The sequence below is a fragment of the Brevibacillus laterosporus genome (genome assembly GCF_030489605.1).
Taxonomy (GTDB): Bacteria; Bacillota; Bacilli; order Brevibacillales; family Brevibacillaceae; genus Brevibacillus_B; species Brevibacillus_B laterosporus_E.
Genome location: NZ_JAUKFY010000002.1, coordinates 48,605 through 69,524 on the forward strand (window position 1 = coordinate 48,605; position 20,920 = coordinate 69,524).

General features: G+C 37.9%; 20 protein-coding genes, 2 pseudogenes and 1 other annotated feature (1 of these 23 only partly in view). Of the genes and pseudogenes, 17 read left to right on the forward strand and 5 right to left on the reverse strand.

Translation table 11 applies throughout. The annotated features are described in order from the left end of the window. Positions 1 to 10 precede the first annotated feature (10 nt). From sigF to lysA, 9 genes are all read left to right on the forward strand, one after another. Positions 11 to 766, forward strand: coding sequence for an RNA polymerase sporulation sigma factor SigF (gene sigF / locus QZ995_RS02100; protein WP_003337799.1), 756 nt, complete (start codon positions 11 to 13; stop codon positions 764 to 766). 80 nt (positions 767 to 846) lie between these two features. Then, complete coding sequence (locus tag QZ995_RS02105) at positions 847 to 1,461, forward strand: stage V sporulation protein AA (protein ID WP_301802418.1); 615 nt, start codon at positions 847 to 849, stop codon at positions 1,459 to 1,461. Beyond that, entirely contained in the window at positions 1,458 to 1,874 is a 417-nt protein-coding gene (locus tag QZ995_RS02110; RefSeq protein ID WP_301802419.1) for a stage V sporulation protein AB, read from the forward strand. Before QZ995_RS02105 ends, QZ995_RS02110 begins: the two co-directional genes overlap by 4 nt. Positions 1,875 to 1,982: 108 nt before the next feature. Beyond that, positions 1,983 to 2,465, forward strand: coding sequence for a stage V sporulation protein AC (spoVAC, locus tag QZ995_RS02115; RefSeq protein WP_301802421.1), 483 nt, complete (start codon positions 1,983 to 1,985; stop codon positions 2,463 to 2,465). A 15-nt stretch (positions 2,466 to 2,480) separates the two neighbouring features. Next, the gene (gene spoVAD, locus QZ995_RS02120) at positions 2,481 to 3,509 is read left to right on the forward strand and encodes a stage V sporulation protein AD (protein WP_301802424.1); all 1,029 of its coding nucleotides are present in this window, start codon (positions 2,481 to 2,483) and stop codon (positions 3,507 to 3,509) included. A 2-nt stretch (positions 3,510 to 3,511) separates the two neighbouring features. Further along, positions 3,512 to 3,862, forward strand: coding sequence for a stage V sporulation protein AE (gene spoVAE / locus QZ995_RS02125; protein WP_301802426.1), 351 nt, complete (start codon positions 3,512 to 3,514; stop codon positions 3,860 to 3,862). 26 nt (positions 3,863 to 3,888) lie between these two features. Further along, positions 3,889 to 4,470, forward strand: coding sequence for a stage V sporulation protein AE (locus QZ995_RS02130; protein ID WP_301802429.1), 582 nt, complete (start codon positions 3,889 to 3,891; stop codon positions 4,468 to 4,470). Further along, the gene (locus tag QZ995_RS02135) at positions 4,457 to 5,926 is read left to right on the forward strand and encodes a spore germination protein (protein ID WP_301802433.1); all 1,470 of its coding nucleotides are present in this window, start codon (positions 4,457 to 4,459) and stop codon (positions 5,924 to 5,926) included. Before QZ995_RS02130 ends, QZ995_RS02135 begins: the two co-directional genes overlap by 14 nt. Before the next feature lie 220 nt (positions 5,927 to 6,146). Beyond that, entirely contained in the window at positions 6,147 to 7,463 is a 1,317-nt protein-coding gene (gene lysA, locus QZ995_RS02140; protein ID WP_301802436.1) for a diaminopimelate decarboxylase, read from the forward strand. A 267-nt stretch (positions 7,464 to 7,730) separates the two neighbouring features. On the opposite strand, the gene QZ995_RS02145 is transcribed toward lysA, so the two are convergent. Next, positions 7,731 to 8,477, reverse strand: a complete 747-nt coding sequence (locus QZ995_RS02145; RefSeq protein WP_301802439.1) for a helix-turn-helix transcriptional regulator — start codon at positions 8,475 to 8,477, stop codon at positions 7,731 to 7,733. A 1,387-nt stretch (positions 8,478 to 9,864) separates the two neighbouring features. Between QZ995_RS02145 and QZ995_RS02150 the strand changes: the two genes are divergently transcribed. Next, positions 9,865 to 10,737, forward strand: coding sequence for an SDR family oxidoreductase (locus tag QZ995_RS02150; RefSeq protein ID WP_301802441.1), 873 nt, complete (start codon positions 9,865 to 9,867; stop codon positions 10,735 to 10,737). Between the two features lie 77 nt (positions 10,738 to 10,814). On the opposite strand, the pseudogene QZ995_RS02155 reads toward QZ995_RS02150, so the two are convergent. Continuing rightward, positions 10,815 to 11,017 (reverse strand): annotated as a pseudogene (locus tag QZ995_RS02155) (hypothetical protein); the annotation flags it as partial. A 148-nt stretch (positions 11,018 to 11,165) separates the two neighbouring features. Here QZ995_RS02155 and QZ995_RS02160 point away from each other — a divergent pair. From QZ995_RS02160 to QZ995_RS02190, 7 genes and pseudogenes are all read left to right on the forward strand, one after another. Further along, positions 11,166 to 11,999, forward strand: coding sequence for a hypothetical protein (locus QZ995_RS02160; RefSeq protein ID WP_301802442.1), 834 nt, complete (start codon positions 11,166 to 11,168; stop codon positions 11,997 to 11,999). 918 nt (positions 12,000 to 12,917) lie between these two features. Beyond that, positions 12,918 to 13,241, forward strand: coding sequence for a hypothetical protein (locus tag QZ995_RS02165; RefSeq protein WP_301802445.1), 324 nt, complete (start codon positions 12,918 to 12,920; stop codon positions 13,239 to 13,241). 329 nt (positions 13,242 to 13,570) lie between these two features. Further along, entirely contained in the window at positions 13,571 to 14,005 is a 435-nt protein-coding gene (locus QZ995_RS02170) for a peptidylprolyl isomerase (RefSeq protein WP_301802447.1), read from the forward strand. Between the two features lie 406 nt (positions 14,006 to 14,411). Next, positions 14,412 to 14,999 (forward strand): annotated as a pseudogene (locus QZ995_RS02175) (helix-turn-helix domain-containing protein); the annotation flags it as partial. Positions 15,000 to 15,285: 286 nt separating this feature from the next. Then, a complete protein-coding gene (locus tag QZ995_RS02180; protein ID WP_301802448.1) occupies positions 15,286 to 15,453 on the forward strand; it encodes a hypothetical protein in 168 nt (55 codons plus the stop codon). 468 nt (positions 15,454 to 15,921) lie between these two features. Then, positions 15,922 to 16,179 carry a LytTR family DNA-binding domain-containing protein gene (locus QZ995_RS02185; protein ID WP_301802451.1) on the forward strand — a complete coding sequence of 86 codons (258 nt, stop codon included), beginning with the start codon at positions 15,922 to 15,924 and terminating at the stop codon, positions 16,177 to 16,179. A gap of 100 nt (positions 16,180 to 16,279) precedes the next feature. Continuing rightward, the gene (locus QZ995_RS02190) at positions 16,280 to 16,696 is read left to right on the forward strand and encodes a DUF3021 domain-containing protein (protein WP_301802453.1); all 417 of its coding nucleotides are present in this window, start codon (positions 16,280 to 16,282) and stop codon (positions 16,694 to 16,696) included. A gap of 198 nt (positions 16,697 to 16,894) precedes the next feature. On the opposite strand, the gene QZ995_RS02195 is transcribed toward QZ995_RS02190, so the two are convergent. The 3 genes from QZ995_RS02195 to QZ995_RS02205 all read right to left on the reverse strand — a co-directional run bounded on the left by QZ995_RS02195 (position 16,895) and on the right by QZ995_RS02205 (position 20,692). Continuing rightward, positions 16,895 to 18,121 carry a serine hydrolase domain-containing protein gene (locus tag QZ995_RS02195; protein WP_301802455.1) on the reverse strand — a complete coding sequence of 409 codons (1,227 nt, stop codon included), beginning with the start codon at positions 18,119 to 18,121 and terminating at the stop codon, positions 16,895 to 16,897. A 51-nt stretch (positions 18,122 to 18,172) separates the two neighbouring features. Continuing rightward, the gene (locus QZ995_RS02200; RefSeq protein ID WP_437124706.1) at positions 18,173 to 18,610 is read right to left on the reverse strand and encodes a MarR family winged helix-turn-helix transcriptional regulator; all 438 of its coding nucleotides are present in this window, start codon (positions 18,608 to 18,610) and stop codon (positions 18,173 to 18,175) included. 966 nt (positions 18,611 to 19,576) lie between these two features. After that, on the reverse strand, positions 19,577 to 20,692 hold the full coding sequence (locus QZ995_RS02205; RefSeq protein WP_301802458.1) for a YrpD family protein: 1,116 nt from the start codon (positions 20,690 to 20,692) through the stop codon (positions 19,577 to 19,579). 172 nt (positions 20,693 to 20,864) lie between these two features. Then, positions 20,865 to 20,920 (forward strand) — a binding site (T-box leader) (it continues 201 nt past the right edge of the window).

A 20,920-nucleotide genomic window follows, 5' to 3' on the forward strand; every position in this document is an offset into this window, starting at 1 on the left:
GGGTAATGCCATGGGAGCCGATATTAAAAACGCTAGTCAGCCGTTTCTTACTAACGAACAAGTAAAAGAGCTCATTGCTAAAAGCCAAACGGGAGATACGTCTGCACGTGACCAACTGGTAAGTAGTAATATTCGTTTAGTATGGTCTGTTGTCCAACGTTTTATGAACCGTGGCTACGAAGCAGATGATCTGTTTCAAATTGGGTGTATTGGATTATTAAAGGCAGTCGATAAATTTGATCTAAACTACGATGTCAAATTCTCAACGTATGCTGTTCCAATGATCATCGGTGAAATTCAGCGCTTTCTGCGGGATGATGGTACGGTCAAAGTAAGTCGTTCGTTGAAAGAAACTGCAAACAAAGTGCGAAGAACGAGGGACGAATTGTATAAGAAATTCGGGCGTTCACCTACCATCAGCGAAGTTGCAGAAACGCTTGGTCTGTCTAATGAGGATGTCGTATTCGCTCAGGAGGCTAGTCGAGCGCCATCATCGATTCATGAAACGGTTTTTGAAAATGATGGTGACCCAATCACCTTGATTGATCAAATAGCCGATGAAAGCTTAAGCAAATGGTTTGATCAGATTGCCTTGCGTGATGCAATAAGTAAATTAACAGAACGGGAACAATTAATCGTTCTTCTGCGTTACTATAAAGATCAAACTCAATCCGAGGTAGCTGAGAGATTAGGTATCTCACAGGTACAGGTGTCAAGATTGGAAAAGAGGATCCTTCAGACGATAAGAGACCAAATCGAGCAATAGCTCGAATGGTCTTTTTCTTTTTGCAGATACTACATAAAAACACCGCACTGCTTGCATTAGGCAGGAAGGAGGCAGTGAAGATGGAGCAGATTTTATTTTTACGCTTGCGTAAGCGACTGGTGATAAGACAGAAAGATGTTATTCTGCTCGGTGATATCTGTCAGCTTTATTTAGATGGGGAGCGCGAGGAGAAATTACGTCGTATTCCGGTCTATCAAGTAAAAAAAGAGGACGGAAATTTGATTATCATCGACATTATGCAGGTAATCCGTAAACTGCGTCAGATGTATCCGGAAATCCATCTTGAGGTACAGGGTTCATCTCAAATTATCGTTGAGGTAGCGAATCCCGTCAAACGCGCCAATTTTTTTCTTGTTTTATTTGTTTGGCTCCTTCTGTTTATAGGATCTGGCTTAGCCCTGATGAACTTTCACGCTGATGTCAGCATGTTAGAGGTACAGCGACGTTTATATCAGCTAATCACGGGACAATATGAAAAACGTCCTCTATTACTCCAAATCCCTTACTCATTAGGAATCGGTCTTGGGATGGTTTTGTTTTTTAATCATATTTTTCGCAAACGAATCAACGAAGAGCCCAGTCCACTTGACGTTGAATTATTTTTATATCAACAGAATCTGGATCAATATTATTTAGAAAATGAGAACGAGGAAAATCAACGAGATAAGACATGATGCTTCTATATTTATTTGTCATAGTAATGGGACTAGGCTGGGGTCTCGCTGTAGGAAGTGGTCTGGTTGCTTTTTTAAGTGTTCTAGATATCATTCCACGCCTTACACAGCTCTCTTCTTCTCATTCTTTTATTCGTAGCTACGAATGGGCAATCGTCTTGGGAGCGCTTTGGTTTACATGGTGTGATTACTTTGCGATTTCAGTGCAGCTCCCAGCAGTGCTAACCGCTGTGGTAGGAAGCTTCGCTGGAATATTCGTAGGTATGCTAGCGGCTGGTCTTACAGAGGTATTAAATGTGTTTCCTATCTTAACCAAGCGGCTAGGCCTCCATGATTATATGAGAAATTTTGTGATGGCGATGGTATTAGGGAAGATAGTAGGTTCTTTGCTGCAATGGACCTTCTCCTTATAAAGCTGGTAAATCGAACCATTCATAGAATAGCGCTGACATAGAAAAAATAAGCAGCAGGAATTAAACATCACAATTGCACTTCATAACGGAATAAAGGGGACAAGTTAGATGGCAACAACAAAACAAAAACAGGGCTTTAAACTGCAAATGAATAAACAGGTTTATCAGGAGCAAGCTCAAAAATATGAGCCAAAACGAAATGTTTGGCTAAACTGCTTTCGTGCTTTCTGGGTAGGTGGAGCAATTTGTTTGCTAGGGCAAATCATCCAGAATCTCTATATCACTTTTTTGCATCTGGATACAGAAAAGGCTGCCGGACCAACTTCCATTACTCTTATTTTTATCTCAGTCTTATTAACTGGATTTGGTATTTATGACAATATCGGTCAATATGCCGGGGCTGGGTCAGCAGTTCCTATTACAGGCTTTGCTAATTCTATGTCATCTGCTGCCATTGAACATCGCAGCGAGGGCTATGTGCTTGGTGTAGCTGGCAACATGTTTAAATTGGCAGGTTCTGTTATCGTGTATGGAGTTACGGCAGCTTTTATTTTTGGAATGCTGCGCGTGCTGTTAAATATGTTCTACTAAAACGAGGTGAAAACAGTGAGTACGCCAACGAAAGGTAAAAATAGAGTTAGTCAGCAAACGTGGAGATTTAACGAGGATGTTCGGGTTCAGGGAAGTGCGGTGGTTGTAGGGCCTAAGGAAGCAGAAGGACCATTAAAAGATTTATTTGATAGAAGTTATAACGATATGTACGCAGGTCAGGATTCCTGGGAAAAAGCCGAAAAAAAGCTAATGGAGGATTCCATTACTCTTGCAATTAAGAAAGCTGATTTGAAAAAAAATCAAATCGATCAGATTATCGCAGGTGATTTGCTTAATCAAAATATCACAGTTAGCTTTACGGCTGAAAAAATGCAATTTCCTACGCTTGGCATGTACGGGGCATGTTCCTCCTCCATGCTGACGCTCTCAACCGCTACCGCCCTAGTCAATGCAAGATATTCTAACTATATAGTAGCCGCGTGCAGCAGTCATAACGCAACAGCTGAACGGCAATTCCGTTATCCGACTGAATATGGTGGACAAAAGCCTCCTCATTCACAAGTTACGGTTACCGGAGCAGGTGCAGCAGTTGTAGGGATAGGGGGAAAGGGACCTCGGATAACCTATTCTACAGTCGGAAAAGTAATAGATATGGGGATTACAGACCCTTTTGCAATGGGAGCCGCGATGGCGCCTGCCGCTGTTTCTACGATCGCTACTCATTTTATTGATACGGGACGTAGCCCATCTGATTATGATCTCATTGTCACAGGAGATTTGGGGAAAGTGGGCTCTGCTATTTGCAAAGATATGCTAGCCAAAGAAGGCTTTAACGTTGAAGGTGTGTACAATGACTGCGGTCTTATGATTTATCCGCCTGATGAGGAAGTGTTTGCAGGGGCGAGTGGATGCGCCTCAAGTGCCAGCGTAACGTACAGCTATATTATGAAGCAGCTTCAATCAGGCAAATTAAAAAAGGTGCTTGTGTGCGCAACTGGTGCCCTACTTAGTCCTACCAGTACACAACAGGGAAATTCAATCCCGTGTATTGCTCACGCAGTAGCATTTGAAGGAGGAGAATAATCATGGAATACCTTATTGCCTTTATCATAGGAGGATTAATCTGTGTGGTTGGGCAGATCATGTTAGATGTAGCTAAAATAACACCTGCCCATGTCATGGTTACATTGGTAGTCTCAGGTGTGGTGCTTGATTTTATTGGAGTCTACGATGGTTTTATTAAATTTGCTGGTGCAGGTGCTACTGTGCCAATCATCAGCTTCGGACATTCACTGTACCACGGTGCCTTGCAGGAGTTAAATCAAACCGGTGCAATCGGAGTAGCGAATGGGATGTTTGAGGTACCGGCGGCTGGTATTACTGCGGCAATTGCTTTTAGTTTCCTTGCTTCCCTGGTGTTTAAACCAAAAGGGTAGGAATTTTTGGCGGAGGAGGCGGTTCGATGAATCAGGCTCGACGCCGTATTATCATCATCACAGACGGTGACCACATCGCTCAGAGGGTAATTGAAGAAGTAGCCCGACAAATTGGGGGAAGATGCATTTCATTATCGGCGGGAAATCCCACACCACTCTCAGGCGAGCAGATGGTAACCCTTATTAAGCAGACCCCTTATGATCCGGTGCTAGTTATGTTTGATGACAATGGGAATTACGGTTTTGGACGGGGAGAACGGGCTATTTGTTTTGTAGCGAAGCACCCAGACATTGAAGTGCTGGGGGCAGTTGCAGTTGCCTCCAATACGAAATGCGTAACAGGTACTAAAGTGAAATATTCGGTTACGAAACAAGGAATAGTGGTGGAGGATGCTGTCGACAAGGATGGGGTCGTCCACAAGGAACTTCAGCATCGAATTTACGGTGATACGGTCGATATTCTAAATGCATGTGATATTACCCACATAATTGGGATTGGCGATATCGGAAAAATGGACGGGAGAGACCATATTAATAAAGGCTGTCCGATTACTAAGAAAGCAATAGAGTGGATTATGGAAAGGAGTGGATATCGTGTCGGAGGATAAGCAGGACAAGCAGCCTATAGTCACTAGCCTTGAAGAAAATAGGGCGTTTCTTGATGACAAGCTAGGGGTAGGCACATCGTTTGATATTGGCGTACATGATTTAAAAGTAGGTCGTACTCGAGTTAGTCTGTATTATATTAATGGCTTTGCAGACAGCACAATCGTAACGTTAATTTTACAAGACCTCAATAATGTAAAAGAACGGGAAACGAGCGAGGATGGCTGGAAAATATTTTATCAAAAATATGTCCCCTTCTTTCAGATATCCAAGATAAAAACATGTAATGAATTCATGGATAAGGTTTTGGTTGGTCAAATCGGGCTGTTGATTGATGGTGAGGACACAGCTCTGATGGTCGATGCAAAAATTTATTTGACTCGTACACCTGAAGAGCCAGATACCGAACGAGTTGTACGAGGAGCTCATGATGGTTTTACAGAAAATCTAGTTTCAAATACCTCACTTACTCGTCGCCGTATACGAGATGAGCGTTTGCGGTTTGAAATTATGCAGGTCGGGGAACGCTCGAAAACAGATGTTGCGATCGCTTATCTGGCTGATGTAGCTAATCCGCATTTAGTGGAAAAATTAAAATCAAGAATTCAGGAGATCCAAATCGATGGAATTCCCATGTCAGAGAAAACCATTGAAGAGTTTATTATTGGAAAATCGCTTAATCCATTCCCTATGGTACGTTATACAGAACGTCCGGATGTAGCGGCCATTCATTTGCTTGAGGGGCATGTCCTCATCTATGTAGATACATCACCTAGCGTCATCATTACTCCTGCTACCTACTTTCATCATGTACAGCATGCGGAGGAATACAGGCAGACGCCAGTTGTCGGAGCGTATCTGCGCTGGGTACGTTTTCTAGGGATTATTGCCTCTTTACTGTTACCGCCCCTGTGGCTGTTATTAGTGATGCATACAGAGTATGTCCCTTCCCAATTAGAATTTCTCGGTTTGAAGAATCAAGGTTCTATTCCCATCATGGTACAGTTTTTACTAGCTGAGCTTGGACTCGATTTAATGAGGATGGCGGCAGTACATACTCCTGCACCTCTTTCTATTGCAATGGGACTTATTGCAGCTATTTTAATTGGTGAGATTGCCATCGAGGTAGGCCTGTTCTCACCGGAAGTAATTCTGTATCTAGCTGTTGCGGCAATTGGCACCTATGCAACTCCAAGCTATGAACTAAGCATGGCCAACCGTCTGGTTCGGTTACTATTGTTGCTTACCACTGGACTTTTTGGATTGCAAGGCTATATGTTTACCTGCGCCTTTATTTTACTTGCGCTTGCGATGACCAGATCGATTGATACCCCTTATTTGTGGCCGTTTATTCCGTTTAACTATGAAGGATTTAAGGAAATTGTATTACGCAAGGCTGTGCCGTATCAGGAAAAACGGCCAAGTGTTGTTCGTTCCCAAAACCCAAACAGACAATAGAAGGGTAGAAATGGTTATATATCTCTTGGATTTGGTTACTTGCTGTGGTATATTAATGCTTAAAAATTAGATATACGTATAAAAATACAGGGTATATAGCAAGCCGCGAGAATGTGGCTTTGCTATATCCTTCCTAAAAAGAGTCGAAATACATGGAAAAGACAGAATAGCTTTATACTCAGTAGAATGATAGGGAAAGTGGACGAGGAGGGCAAAGGTTATGTTTTTGCATGGCACAAGTCGCATCAATGAAAAAGGGCATCTTGAAATTGGGGGTTGTGATACTACCAAGCTGGTAGAGCAATATCAGACTCCATTGTACGTCTATGATGAAACATTAATTCGGGAAAAGTGCCGTGCTTTTGTAGAGGCCTTTCAGCAAAGCGGGTTTGCCTTCCAAGTAGCCTATGCCAGTAAAGCTTTTTGTACGATGGCAATGTGCAGGTTGATAGAAGAGGAAGGATTATCTCTGGATGTAGTTTCTGCTGGAGAATTATATACGGCATTGGCAGCAGGGTTCCCGGCAGAACGAATTCATTTCCACGGGAATAATAAAACCATGCAGGAATTAATTATGGCTTTAGAAGCCAATATTGGTTGCTTTGTGGCTGATAATTTTTACGAATTAGAGATGCTGCATGACCTTGCCAAAGAACGTGGATTGACAGCTAATGTATTGTTGCGTCTTACACCAGGCGTAGAAGCACACACACATGAATATATATCCACTGGACAGCAGGACTCCAAATTTGGATTTGATATGATAAGCAATCAAGCGATGAAAGCGATTGAAGTAGCACAGAAAAGCCAAGCATTGCATTTACTTGGTATCCATTGTCATATAGGCTCGCAAATTTTTGAAACGGATGGTTTTCTATTGGCTATTCAGCGTCTGACGGAATTTTTAGCAGAGGTAAGACAGGAGCTAGGTTTTACCTGTCAGGTATTTAATGTCGGAGGCGGTTTTGGTATCCGCTATGTGGAAGGGGATACACCGCTTGTAGCAAAAGATTATATTGAAGCAATTACAAATAGCGTTCGGACTGAATTTATCAAGCATAACCTGCCCTTCCCAGAAATTTGGATTGAACCTGGACGGAGCATTATTGGAGATGCTGGGACAACCTTGTATACCATTGGGGCAACGAAGGAAATTCCTAATGTCCGAAAATATGTAGCAATTGATGGGGGAATGACTGATAATCTGCGTCCGGCTTTGTATCAGGCTAAATATGAGGCCTGTGTGGCTAATCGTTTACATGATCCTGCTACAGAATTGGTTTCGATAGCAGGTAAATGCTGTGAATCAGGCGATATGCTGATCTGGGACATTCATCTATCCGCACATCAGCCAGGAGATATTTTAGCAGTTTCTAGTACCGGTGCTTATGGATATGCAATGGCGAATAACTACAATAGAATTACCCGTCCTGCTGTTGTATTTGTTAAGAACGGAGAGGCCGAATTGGTGGTCCAGCGCGAATCATTAATGGATCTGATTCGAAATGATCGACTGTATACGAAGGTCTCTCTGTAAAAAGAATGATAAAGTACTCAAGGAAAAGAGATATCAGCTATTGGCTCTCTTTTTTTTGTTTGGTCATATTCCTATTTATGCTCTGGCAGATGGTTTAGTTATAAATGCTAGACCAAGTTCTTCATTCTAACCTTTATTGATAATATTGTTGTGGGCGGTAATTAATAGACTCAAAGAAGTTGAAACGATTTTAGTCTATAGTAGGTGAATTGTGGGTTATATGGGTTATATATCTTGATTACTTTCCATGCTACGAAAACTTAATGTTCAACTTTTAGAACGAATAAATGAATGATTGTTGAATAACATCTCATTTCGATACTCGAAAGGTGTTTTATCATGATATTTTTTAAATAGTTGATAAAATGCTTTATCAGTTTGAAAACCACAGGTAGCAGCAATAGTTGAAATAGGCACTTTCGTATTTCTAAGTAAGTTTTCGGCATGTTGTAAACGAATAACAGCTAAATATTTTTTAGGCGACATCCCAACATACTTTTTAAAATATCTTGAAAAATAACCTTGTGAGAAATTATATTTTATCGCGACATCTTGGATTCGTTGAATATTGGCATAATGAATTTGAATGTATTGAATAACATCTAAAATTTCTTTTGGATCCTGTGAAAAAAATGGTTTTAAATGATTCTTATGTGGATAAAAATGACCGTATTTATCTAAAATTTCATGTAATAACTTATACGCTAAAGAATGTAACATTAAATAATCTAGTTCACTATTATTAAATGAATAGTGGTAGATTTCTAGAATTAACTTTTCAATGACCTGATAGTCATTATTCTTGTATTTAGAATCTGTAAGTAAATTATTGCATTCAATATGATATCGATTAAAATTAGGGACATTTTCCAAAAAGCCCTTATAAGGCAATAAAATAGTGAACATTTCTTGGCCAGGCTTTAAAAAAACCTCAAAACTATGAATTGAGTTTGAATTGATTACTACGATTCCACCAGCTTTTAAACTAAACTCCTGACCATCTACATTGATCACACCAGGACTTCCACTCATTGCATAACATATCTCAATTCATGCCAATGAGGAGATACTATTTTTTTACCTTTTAATTTGTGAGAAATTGTAATCATTGGTATCTCATTTTTAGCTATTAAGTATTCATATTCTGGGTTTATCACTTTAATCTGCCCCTTCATGATGTGAAAAAGTTAAAAAAGGTAATAAGGATGTCAAAATAAGACCTATTTATTCACTTGAATATAAAATAAACTTACAAATGAAATCGTTCTCTTTTCGTTAAAGTATACTAGAAATGAAAGTATGAAAAATGAGATGAGTAAAAAAAACTATACAAAAGTAGCTAACCAAATTATTAGTAATGTAAGGCACCTGCTATTTCTGGTCTGTTAATCAACGACAATTCCTGTTTATTTTTATAAAGATAAACAAAAATTAATATTGCATTCTAACAAGTATATAACTTATTAATTCAAATATAGTAGATTATAATAGCTCTGGTGTAACCTATAAGACTTATGTAGCGAATTTACAATTAACCATGATCTGTGGAAAGCTAAAAAAACATGTATGATCCTTTGGTAAGTTCTCAGGCCTTTTTATGTTTTGGGCTAGAAGATACAGGGGCAAATACAACCTTGAATTAAATGGAATATGGGTAACGTTCCCCTACAGTATTCTTCATCTGGAAAACTTAGAATCGCAACTAATAAATCAAACAAATCATGAAAAGTCAGCCGTGTAATTTCTAATGGCTGACTTTTCATTTTAAGCAAAAAGAGTTTCTTAGATACATTCATGGTTCTTCCTGACAAATTACTTGGAAGAGTTTTCAGGTGTTTGTTGAGTGTATTTCTATGCTTTCGTCAATAAAGATCATAATCGTGGAAATTCTCATTTTAGGTAATATTTATTTGAAATTCAGAATTGTCTATGCTATGTTTATCCTATACAACTCGAATGGAGGGTTACGTGTGATAGATTTTTCCCGATAAAGAAAGTAATGCAGACAATGCAGTTTTCTATTCAACTCTGCCTGTAAACAGAGTAATCGGGATTGACATGCCTATCTACGTATACCTTGTTACTTATGTAAGAAGTGAGAACCTTCTCCTAAAGAAATTCGGGGGCAGTTTTTTGCTTGCATATATGGTCATTGGGTATTCTATTTCCGGTTACGTTCAGCACAGGCAGCGATATGCCTGTGCTTTTTTGTTTATTTCGTAAAAAGGAACAGCATTGTTATAGCATCAATAGTAAACGGATCAGAAGAGGTTTTGCGTTGAGTTGAAAGAGGCCGGTTATGGGTTCCTCAAGCTTAAACGATCAGACAGACGAATGAGAAAGAGCGGGTAATGAGCGTAAGATGCTAAACTTAATAATGCAAATAAAGGAGAATAGATATATGACACGTAAGAGTAAAAAAGAACGCGTATGGTTCATTACAGGGGCAAGCAAGGGTCTTGGATACGCATACACCTGTGCTGCACTGGAAGCAGGGGATAAAGTTGTAGCTGTCGCAAGAACCATTGACAAATTGGAAGAGCTAAAAGATAAGTATCAAGACAGGGTATTGCCAATGAAACTCGACGTTACAGATAGGAACGCCGTTTTTTCCACGGTCACAGCAGCAATGGAACATTTCGGGCGGCTTGATATCGTGGTTAATAACGCAGGTATAATGGTTTTAGGTATGATTGAAGAACTGAGTGAAACTGAGGCCAGGAGCCTGATGGAGACCAACTTCTTTGGTGCCCTTTGGGTTTGTCAAGCAGTGATGCCCTACTTACGGTCTCAAGGCTCTGGACATATCATACAAATTACGAGTATTGGAGCCTTGATTTCGGGTCCTATGTCTGGCATGTACAGCGCAAGTAAATTTGCTTTGGAGGGGATGAGTGAAGCTTTAGCCAAAGAAGCCGCTCATTTCGGTGTGAAACTTACCATGGTGGAGCCTGGCGGATACTGGACGGACTTGTACACAACAATGGGTTACAGCACCCCATTGGACTCGTACGGATCTCTTCGGGAGGAATTGGCTAAACAGTATTCCGAAGGCTCGATCGACAGTGATCCCCGCTTGGCGGCAGAGGCACTCATGAAACTAGTAAATAGTGATAATCCTCCTCTGCGGCTTATCCTTGGTAGCGTGGTCTACGACTTGGCTATGAATACATATAATGAGCGTATGGCTACTTGGGAGCAATGGGAAGCAGTGAGCCGCGCCGCTGAAAAGGGGATTCCTGCACCTGAAGGATATGGGGTCCAGAAGGATTAAAACCTGCAACCAGCTTCAAACGAAAAGTTCTTTTCGTAATTTTTTCGATTATCGAGAATGCACTAAATATTTTTTCATCAGATGTTATGATATATGTGAAAGCCTTGATGAATGAAGCTCTTGTGTTCGTAGAAAAGGGAGTTATTCAAGAGAAAAAGGATGTTTTTATTATTAATGATTAGCACTAGGTTAACAATTGCTTCTCGCTGTAGTCTTCACGTACTCGTTTATAGAGGTCTTCAGAGACTCTTTTAGTAGGAATTAGAGTAATATACTCAGATTAGTTAATAAAATAAAGATATCAATGTGTATAGGTAAGCGATTCTGGAATGAGACGTTATCTACAAATCGTATTTAGTTGAGTCCCAGAAAAGAGATGAAACTGAAGTATTGATGAGTATTCATTTATTTGTTCAGAGGAGGTTAACATGAGCTCAGTAGGAACTCACATTAACACATTTCACGACGCATCCGGATTAATCACTGTATCGGTATTTTCACATAGAGGGAATCCTGCACAATCGCATTGGACAAATGAGGAAATACTAGTCGGTGATCCAGACATGATTGCCATCGGCGGCGGCGGTAGAGCCACGAATATTCCTGACGGTGCTTTTTTAACGGCTTCCTATCCAAATGGTGACCTATCTGGGTGGGTTGTTAGCTCCAAAGACCACGAAGTATCAAATCCACACGAGCTGATCACTTATGTCATCGGAATGAAGATAGCAGGGCTAAGTAGACAGCAGTTAATGGATTCAATATTCATCAGTCAGGCAGATAGTGGAGTTGCTCCCCATCCAGAAGCTGAAACCGGTGTTCCTTCTAATGATTTTGTCCTCATCGGCGGGGGGTTCAGGGTCGACTGGCATGGGGCTGGGAACATCGCAACAGCTTCCTTTCCTTCGACAGAGTTTTCTTGGAAAGCACGATCTAAGGAACACAGGATTCCAGACCCTTCCAATATCCGAGTGTTTGCCATTGGTATCCGACGAAATCTTCCAATTGGGTCGGTCATGATAGATATCAGAAAGGCCACTTCTGGACAGTCTCCTCATCCTGCAGCTGTCGCAACCGTGGCGCCTGGTTTCGCCTTGGTTGGCGGTGGAGCTGAAGTTCACTGGAATGGGGTTGGGAATCTTCTCTGGAAGTTAGAGCCCTCTACTTCACTAAGCCAGAGTTTCAGTGTAGCCTCTAAGGACCATGTTCATTCAGATTCGAGTACTATTACTGCTTTCGCAATGGGAATTCGAATCGGCTAATCCCGAAAATCGTTTTGATTGATTATTTCCGGACTTGTCAATAACCCTGTTGAGGATTCGAGTTGACTGAATACTTTATCAAAGAGTGAACGCAACTTTTTGACTCAGCAAGACACATAACTCAACTAAATCTCGAACCCAATGCTTACAACCTCAATTATCACATCTCAAAGGATTTGATGTTAAATGCAAAACTCCACAATAATAAATAAGCGGAAGAAAATGTTATACCCCCTGTCAATTATGGTTTTAATTGTTGGCTGCTTGTTTTTTTTGAATCTTCTTCATTCTAAAAACTACAAGCTTGCTGAAGAGCAATCCCAAGATTGTAAAGCAGCTGGAGAAATACCTGCAGTATCAAATACTTGGAGTGGGTTAGGATTTACAGTAACATGCAAAACAAAAGACACTTTTTAGATGGTGTTAATCAGATAATTTTATAAAAGGTGTGGCTTATGCTACACCTTTTTCCGTTTTGGAGTAAGCCTTCTATGAAATTTCTATGCTATCTTTGCGGAATGAAGATGGGTATTTGCTTCTAAGAAAACCGGCTATAAGTTAACCAGTTAAACAGGGGCCTCTTGTTGTTAATTTTTGAAGAATTAGAGATGTTGACACCTTCATGATGAAATTTAACAGCTAACAAAAAATAACGACTTTGTAAATAAGGTGTTAAATGGTTATTCATCGGTAGGGAATTATCTTTGGGATGATAGTGATTTTGTAAACCTTCCTATTATCTTAATGGAGTTGCATGTTAGCAGGTATAGGAATGGCAATATTCATTTTTGGTGGTACAACACGTTTGCTGCGAGTCAAGGATCAAAAAATGATGACCCATGTTTCTCTTCATCCCTGGAAATTAAACTCAATAATAAAATTGAGTAAGATCGCGAAATTAACGCGATCTTTTTTGTTTTGCAGGGAGGTTATGTCATAAGTACGATTTTAGATTTAGCTATTGCCATTTGCTTAACTGACTGTGTTTCAAGTGCTTCGCAACGGATTATTAGTCAAATTAAGCTGATGGAGCATGCCACAGATCAAGTACAAAGCAAGATGAACCGTTTAAAAAACATGGCCTTTGGCGGCGGTGCTTTTGCAGTAGGCGGAATCCTGGGATTTAATTTGATTGCTAACGCGGCAGACGAGGTTGTTACTAGAGCTGGTAACTTGCAAGTGATCATGATTGGGATTATAGCACAGAAATTTGGCTTATCGAGGAACGGTCTTTCGTTCTGAAGGTAGTAGTGAAGTATATATTAAGCATGAACGAAGAAAAAACGATTGGGTTCAAACGAGATATGCACATATAAGGGTAAAGTCTAGTGTAAAGAAAAACGAAGAGGTTTCAAAGGCAAAATTGGGCGAGAGGAGATACCGGTCAAGTAACAGCTTTTCATTTACATTTTGAAACACAGGAATCTTCGAAGGAACTTGTACAATGATAGCTTGCTATTAGGAATTGAACAAGATAAGATAAAAGGGATAAAGACCACTGCGTTCTTTGAGCGGGTGGACTACTTATTCACCCTCTTGTAAGGGAATGGAAATATTGGAGGTATATACATATGAAAAAAGGTCAAATTACCCTAGAAAACGGGAATAAGGTTGTTATTGAATTCTTTGATAAAGAAGCTCCTGGCACCGTTGCAAACTTCGAAAAGCTAGCAAATGAAGGCTTTTACAATGGTCTAAACTTCCACCGTGTTATTCCAGGATTTGTTGCACAAGGCGGTTGCCCGCACGGAACAGGAACTGGCGGTCCTGGATACACAATCAAATGTGAAACACAAGGCAACCCGCACAAACACGTACGTGGAGCATTGTCGATGGCACATGCAGGTAAAGATACAGGCGGCAGCCAATTCTTTATCGGCTATGATGCATTCCCACATCTAGACGGCGTTCATACTGTATTTGGACAAGTTATTGAAGGTATGGAGCATGTGGACAAAATCAAGCAAGGCGATAAGATGACTGAAGTGAAGGTTTGGGAAGAATAGTTGCAAGTCAATCATAATGAATCCCCTAGTAAAGGTGTTACTCTTTGCTAGGGGATTTATTTTTGCTTTCTTTTTTACAGATGGTCAGTTAAATATGAAATTCATTTCATCTTTTATAAAAAAAAGCCTATTTATCTGGATTAGTTACAAACTATCGTACCTCAATCCTTCCGACATTATATTAAATCCCTCCTTTCTACCTTTTAAAAATGAGATAAGAGATTTTAGATTTCGAATAAAAGCTGTCATTTTTTCTTATTTCAAAAAAAGCTTATTTTTTGTAAAAAAGTATTATTCAATCTAATAATTTTTATTGTTATTTACATATATACAATAAAGTTAGAATTAAGTTGAGAATAATAAAGAAATCAATGTAATTATTCACAAATTATGGAAGGGGATAAACATGAGTGTAACTTTCACAGCATTGGGGGAACTGATAAAGAGGAAAAGAATTGAAATGGGAATTAGCTTATCGGAATTAGGGAGAATGATAGGGATTAGTAAAGGAGTTTTATCAAAGATTGAATCTGGAGATACGAAACGTCCAGAGCTACGGACATTAAAACCGATTGCAGATACTTTAGAAATTCCTTATGAAGAGATCATTGAGTGCTATGTTGAAATAGAACATCGAATCGAAGTCTTAAATGATATATTGCAATTGTGTATTGAAGTCTCAAGTTCTTCTTTGACGACTAAGGTGGCAATGAAATTTCTTGAAAATTCTAGGGAAGAAACATATGTATCATTAGAGCAGGTATATAATCTTGCCAATCAAGCTGTAAACAATGAATTTAAATTGTCACTGTACAATACAATTATTAAATATGCAAGAGCACACGGCATTCCCATGTACATAGCAAAACCGTCATTACAAAAATACTTAATCGAAAGACAGGATTTAAAAAATATGGAGGAATCATTTAAAATTGGTGAAGAGGTTGTTCACTATGCAGATTTTTTGACTGAAGAGGAGCGGATCATTTTATATTGTGATCATCTTTTTTGTGGCAGTTAATATAACCATACTATTAGTTAGCAGAAGAAGCTGGAAAATTCCTGTTAAGAACAGTTATTATAATCCATTCTCTAAAAACATAGAATTGCTTATAGATAGTTTAGGGAATGTTCGATCTGCGTTATTAGTAATTAGCAGAGCAAAAGAAATTAGAATGAATATATTTTGTTGCTGATCATGTTGACACTGAATCATTCATAAAAATTACCAATAGATATTACTCTAAAATTGAAATCTTTTATTGCGGCAGTAAAAAACTATGGAAATAGAAGTTGACGGATGGGACAAAAAAGAATTAGAGTCTAATTTGTTACAATCATTAGTTGAAGACTGTGGTATCGAAGACGCTAGGGATTTATTAGAAGATTTTAAGGCGGATTTAGAAGATTATATGAGTGGTTTATCTATTCCAGAAGAGAGTCCTTAGAAGAAAAATTCAGTGTTCTTGATGATATTATTGAGCCATTAGAAGTCTATGAAGAAGCTGGAATTCATGGATATATTGATCGATTAGAAGATTGCATTCAAGAATTAAAATATACAACGAAAAGACCGTTATAAACGGTCTTTTTTAATGTTATAAAATTCAGGTTTTAATTAGTTTTGGTTACATATTATGTAGTATTATGCAAATTAAGATGATAAATCAATAATCTAAGTCTTGGATAATGGATTAGCGATCCTTCCAAACTATACATATCATCTTCACTTTTTTGCTACTTATTTGTCAAATGGAACCACTTGTATAAGAAAATTAAATATGAAAAGTTTCCATGATATATTTGGTTTATGGAGCGGAGGGTGCATATGCAAATCAAATTAAACATCGATGAGAATGTAAAGGAAACAGAAAGTCATATTCACAAATGCGTATACAAATGAAATTGAACAAATTATGAGGTATTTTGAGTCTTCTAACACAGAAGTAATTGATGGTTATTTACAACAGCAAATCTATATGTTGAAAATTACAGATATTTACTTTGTTTATTCAGAAGGGACTAAAGTTTATTTTTCAACTGATGAGTATGAATATGAATCAAAGCGTAAATTATATGAGCTGGAAGATTTATTAAAAAAGAACTTTGTCCGTGTCAATAAATCAACGATTGTAAATGTGCCTAAAATTGTCTCTATCAAGATGGATAATTAGGGATGATGCAGCTTGTGATGGACAATGGATCAACAGCTCATGTTAGTCGTATGTATTTAAAATTATTGAAGAAGCGGCTAGGAATTGGGAGGGATTCGTAATGAAAAAAATAATCCAAACTTCATTAATAGGGGCGCTTTGGTTAAGTACTTCTTATATCATTATGATAATTGTTTTATTACAAAATCCAACCAGAGTAATTAATGGGCAAGAGCTTCTGGTGGAGTCTCTTTTGGCAGTATTTCTAGGAGTGGGTTGTGGTCTTATTACACTTATTTTTTACTTAGATCGTTGGCCATTTGTAGTAAGTCTATCAATACATTATGTTGTGGTCTTACTACTTGTACTTATTTGTGGTGCAATTGGAGATTGGTATGAAAATCCAGCTGAGAATCCAGTCAGGTTTCTTATGTTTATTGTTATTCAATTCATTATTTATATCCTTGTCTGGGCGGGGGTATATTGGATGGATTTAAAAGAGATAAAAAACACTAACGATCAGTTAAAGAGGAAATAATTCCAAATCATATCCTGATCAAAAGAATGCAGCAAAAGGAATCATTCGACACCTTCAGCTGAAAACTGTAATTTTAGATTCGCAGCTAAAAAATCAAATAATGATGACAAGTCAGCCATGGAATTTCTAAGGGCTGACTTGTCTTTATAAGAAGATGGGTCCCTGGGGGGAATTTTAAACTATTCCTAGTAAATTTTTTTAAGAAGTTGTCAGATGTTTGTTAAGTGGTATTTCTATACCTTCGTCAATAAAGATCATATCGTTGAAATTGATAAAACTCATTGTATTTCTAATCCAATAGAGATTAGGTTCAATTTTAAACAAATGGGTGGCAGGTTGATCATCAAAAGTGATAATAAAATGCGGAACATGACGGCTGACAGTAAAGCTTGTTTGATATTCATCATTAAGCTGATAAGTACCTTCTATGCTATCTGTCCTGTTTATTCCCATGATAGTAGGGTGTTTTGGTGCTATAGGTCTTTCCATGTTTTGAGGAAAGCTCAAGAATGATAATATTTGTTGTTCATACATAGGGCTTATCTCTTCATTTGTTAAAAGAATGATTATTTTTTCATTTGTCAAAGAATATAAGCAATGGGCGGAGTATCCTACTTCCCCACCAGAGTGACCAAAAGAGTCGTCTTGAATTACGAATCCGTAGCCATAATTGTTAGATAAAGGGGAAGGGAGTAGAGCACGTTTTACCAATTCGGGGGATACCAGTTTTCCTTGAATAAATCCCTTTAAAAACTGAGCAATTTCCTTTGCTGTAGAGTAGATGCCACCATCACCATAGAAGCCGCATAGTTTATCAACATAATGAAAGATATCATCTGTTACAGCCATATATTTTCGATTGACATAATCGAAAAGCTTTCCGACAGCAATTTGTTCAGCGTTTGGTTTCGTAGTTGTATGTGTAAGGTGAAGAGGGGCTACAATCATCTTATGTAGATAATCCTCATAGGAGAGATTGCTTATATACTCGATAATTTTTGCTAATAATACATAGTTTGTATTGGAATAAAACGATCCGCTGCCTGCAGGGAAGTATGGCTCTTTGGTATGTAAGATTTCTTCAATGTCTGTTACTGAAGGATTGCCTATATATTCTGGGATGCCGGATGTATGTGTTAATAAGTGTTCAATAGTTACATTTTTATAGGTAATCGTGTTAAACCATTTCGTCAGTTGATCTTCAAGATTAATAGCTTTTGTGTCTATTAATTGCAATATCATTACGGCGGTATACATCTTACTTAAAGAAGCAATATCGAACAGTGTATTTTCCGTTATAGAGACGAAATTATCTATATCTTTATAACCTAATGTAAGGCTAAGGCTTTCGTTATTACTTGTCTCTACATAAAGGGCACCATTAAATTGTAATTTTTGTAACGTAGAATAAATAGTATTGTACATATTTTAGTCTCCTTATTAAATTAGTTATCTAACATATTTAGCGTGAGGAAATCACAAGAACTCTTTTATGGCGATTTCCTGTAATTTCTTTGTGATTCGTTCTAATTCATTAAGCTCTGAAAGCGTCAGTTTAGAAAATAAACGATCAGCCACAGCTCGTTCTACATACTCCTGCTTGTGGAAATATTCCCATCCTTTTTTATCTAATGTAATAAATATTTCACGACGATTATCTGGATTAATAGTACGACGGATTAACTGATTTTTCTCCATCTTAGAAATAAGCTGACTTACTGCGCTAGAGCTAACATTCATTTCTAAAGCAATTTCACCTACAGAAATTTTTTTAGCATAATAAACAATATCTAGCAGCACAGCTTGTTGTGTTGTAACAGAACTAGCTAGAAGTTTTTTGTAATATTTGTAAATCAAACGGTTGATTGCATAATCGGCTTCATTAATTTGTTTTACTTGGGTGTACAAATCCAAACAGATCATCCTTTAATATGTTAGTTAACTAATATAATAGCGAATGATTTAAAAAAAGTCAATTTTCTGTCATTATATAATATAAAAAAGAAGTTTCTTTTAATTAAGGATAGGGTATCTAGGTAGGAAGTAATTCGCGTCAGTAGCTTGTTCAATATGTCCACAATTTGAGTCAGGTGAACGTATCCGAAATGAGGTGACGAAAGAAATAATATCATGTGATGCTTTTGTTTTGCTTGATATAAAATAACCAAATCAATCTGTTAGTGCTACTGAAGCAAAGGTTATTGGTAAAGATTTACTCCTTATTGTTTCACCCACCTTAAGTTCCCTTACAATCAAACTTTAAATAAAATTTTCTGTAACCCAGGCTGCAAGTAATGGATTAAAACCCTTACATCCTAGTAGGGTAAAAAGGAGGCCTATTGATATGAAAAAATGTAATACTTCATTTGTATTATCTTTACTAGCAAATATAGGATTTTTACTATTTATAATCGCAGATTTTTGCTTTGATTTCGGACATGTTTATTGGTTACAGTGGGGATTACTTTTTAATTTTTTGAAAATGGTTTACTTTACTTCCCTTATGTTTACTTTTTATGAATATGTAAAGGGGGTAATTAATAAATCCTTTATTAGTGGTGTTACACTGAATATTTTCGGTTTTATTCTTTACTTAATTTATAGGAGTAGTTTATAGCCTAAAAAGAATGTTGACTGAGCAATCAGCAAAACTAATCCAAAAAAACGATTCGAAAATGGAAACTACCCGCCTCCTTGTATATATGGAAAACAGGTAGTCTCGATCCCGTTATCTATCTAAGTAATAATAGTGTGGTTTATCTGCGTGTTACAATTGGTTTTTATAAGCCAGCCTGTATGAAAGGCTAAACTGTTTAAGTCGAATGTTTGTTAAATACAACATAGAGGGACTACCTATCATTCTGCTATCAAAATGCGGCACTAATAATTATAAACATCAGAATCAACATCAATGGTAACAGTGTTATTGCTGTCGCGGGTTACTTTTGCGTGATCCTCCTGAGGGATAGAAAATTTATTGTTAGGGACAGGGGTGCCATCGACTTTAATGTTTGAATAGATGGCTCGATTTTTTCCCGTATTATTATCGGATACGACAGTAGAAAGTAGCTTCCAATTGGAGATTTTAGGTATATTCAATTTGTCAGCAGATTCAATGATGGTGATGGTGTTTGTATCGCCAGGTGCAGTGCATGCCCGCTCGCTGCAAATTGTGGTACCGTCCAGTTTCATGCGAACTTTTCCATTATAGTTATACCACAAATAAAGGTTTACATCGGAACCTGGCTTATATGCATTGCGATATTGTCCTTCTTTGTAGTTTGGATCGAAAACATCGCTTTTATAGGCTGTCCAAGCAGTGGCAGACGTTTTTTGCTTTACGATGATAAGAGGTTTCCAGCCTGTTTCCGTTTGCGATTTACCAACATTGGTATAGTAGCTTAATCCCATATCCGCTACCCATGAACCGATTGCTCCGCTTGTATTAGCCAGATAGAAAAAACCGCCATAATTGTATGCTGCCACTTTTTTATCAACCATCGAATCATGCGGGAGTGTAAGCTTTGTACTTAAATAGGTTCCACTTTGCGTGATTTCTTGCTTTCCACCAACGCCATCTGCTATAAAATCAGATGCTATCCCTTGTAATGGAGGCAGTTTAGAAGAGAGAGTCTCTGCTTTTCGGTTATCTGTATCAAAGATGATTAATTCAGGATTTGCAGAAGAGGCTTCTTCATATACATAAGATACTCCGTCCTCAAAGGCAATATAGCTGTATGTAGTATCTAATGCCTCAGCCCGTAAGCTGTTTTTTTTGTTCTTTTTTTCCTGAGAAATAGATTCCTTAGCTCTTTCAATCATTTCATTGACTTTAGAATCAGAAATGGTACTTGTTTCCTCATGTACGACCCCAATGTTTTTTCCATTTGTGCCTGTCCATTCTTTAGAGTCATCTGTTGCTGCAAATGCGGAAAATGACAAAAGGGGGAGACTAAGAAGACAAATCATGGTTATGGCTAGGTTAGCTTTTTTCAAAAACTTCAACTCCTAACATAATTTTGTTTACAGATACAATATATTACAAAAATTCAAAAAATAAAATAGATTTTATTGCTATGTGATGATTTTTATTATACTAAATTATTTCTTAAAAAATGATTGACAATAGCCTTTAAAGATTACTATAATACTAACAAATCAAACAAATGTAAAAGTTGTGATGAGGACAAGTAGAAGATAAGAAAGAACGATAGAGAGCCGTCC

Bases quoted from the DNA above. Each gene is read 5' to 3' on its own strand.
- QZ995_RS02105 (WP_301802418.1), top strand. From the start codon at position 847: ATGGAGCAGATTTTATTTTTACGCTTGCGTAAGCGACTGGTGATAAGA.
- spoVAC (WP_301802421.1), top strand. From the start codon at position 1,983: ATGGCAACAACAAAACAAAAACAGGGCTTTAAACTGCAAATGAATAAA.
- spoVAE (WP_301802426.1), top strand. From the start codon at position 3,512: ATGGAATACCTTATTGCCTTTATCATAGGAGGATTAATCTGTGTGGTT.
- QZ995_RS02160 (WP_301802442.1), top strand. From the start codon at position 11,166: ATGAGCTCAGTAGGAACTCACATTAACACATTTCACGACGCATCCGGA.
- QZ995_RS02150 (WP_301802441.1), top strand. From the start codon at position 9,865: ATGACACGTAAGAGTAAAAAAGAACGCGTATGGTTCATTACAGGGGCA.
- lysA (WP_301802436.1), top strand. From the start codon at position 6,147: ATGTTTTTGCATGGCACAAGTCGCATCAATGAAAAAGGGCATCTTGAA.
- QZ995_RS02180 (WP_301802448.1), top strand. From the start codon at position 15,286: ATGGAAATAGAAGTTGACGGATGGGACAAAAAAGAATTAGAGTCTAAT.
- sigF (WP_003337799.1), top strand. From the start codon at position 11: ATGGGAGCCGATATTAAAAACGCTAGTCAGCCGTTTCTTACTAACGAA.
- QZ995_RS02170 (WP_301802447.1), top strand. From the start codon at position 13,571: ATGAAAAAAGGTCAAATTACCCTAGAAAACGGGAATAAGGTTGTTATT.
- QZ995_RS02195 (WP_301802455.1), bottom strand. From the start codon at position 18,121: ATGTACAATACTATTTATTCTACGTTACAAAAATTACAATTTAATGGT.
- QZ995_RS02110 (WP_301802419.1), top strand. From the start codon at position 1,458: ATGATGCTTCTATATTTATTTGTCATAGTAATGGGACTAGGCTGGGGT.
- QZ995_RS02190 (WP_301802453.1), top strand. From the start codon at position 16,280: ATGAAAAAAATAATCCAAACTTCATTAATAGGGGCGCTTTGGTTAAGT.
- QZ995_RS02185 (WP_301802451.1), top strand. From the start codon at position 15,922: ATGAGGTATTTTGAGTCTTCTAACACAGAAGTAATTGATGGTTATTTA.
- QZ995_RS02130 (WP_301802429.1), top strand. From the start codon at position 3,889: ATGAATCAGGCTCGACGCCGTATTATCATCATCACAGACGGTGACCAC.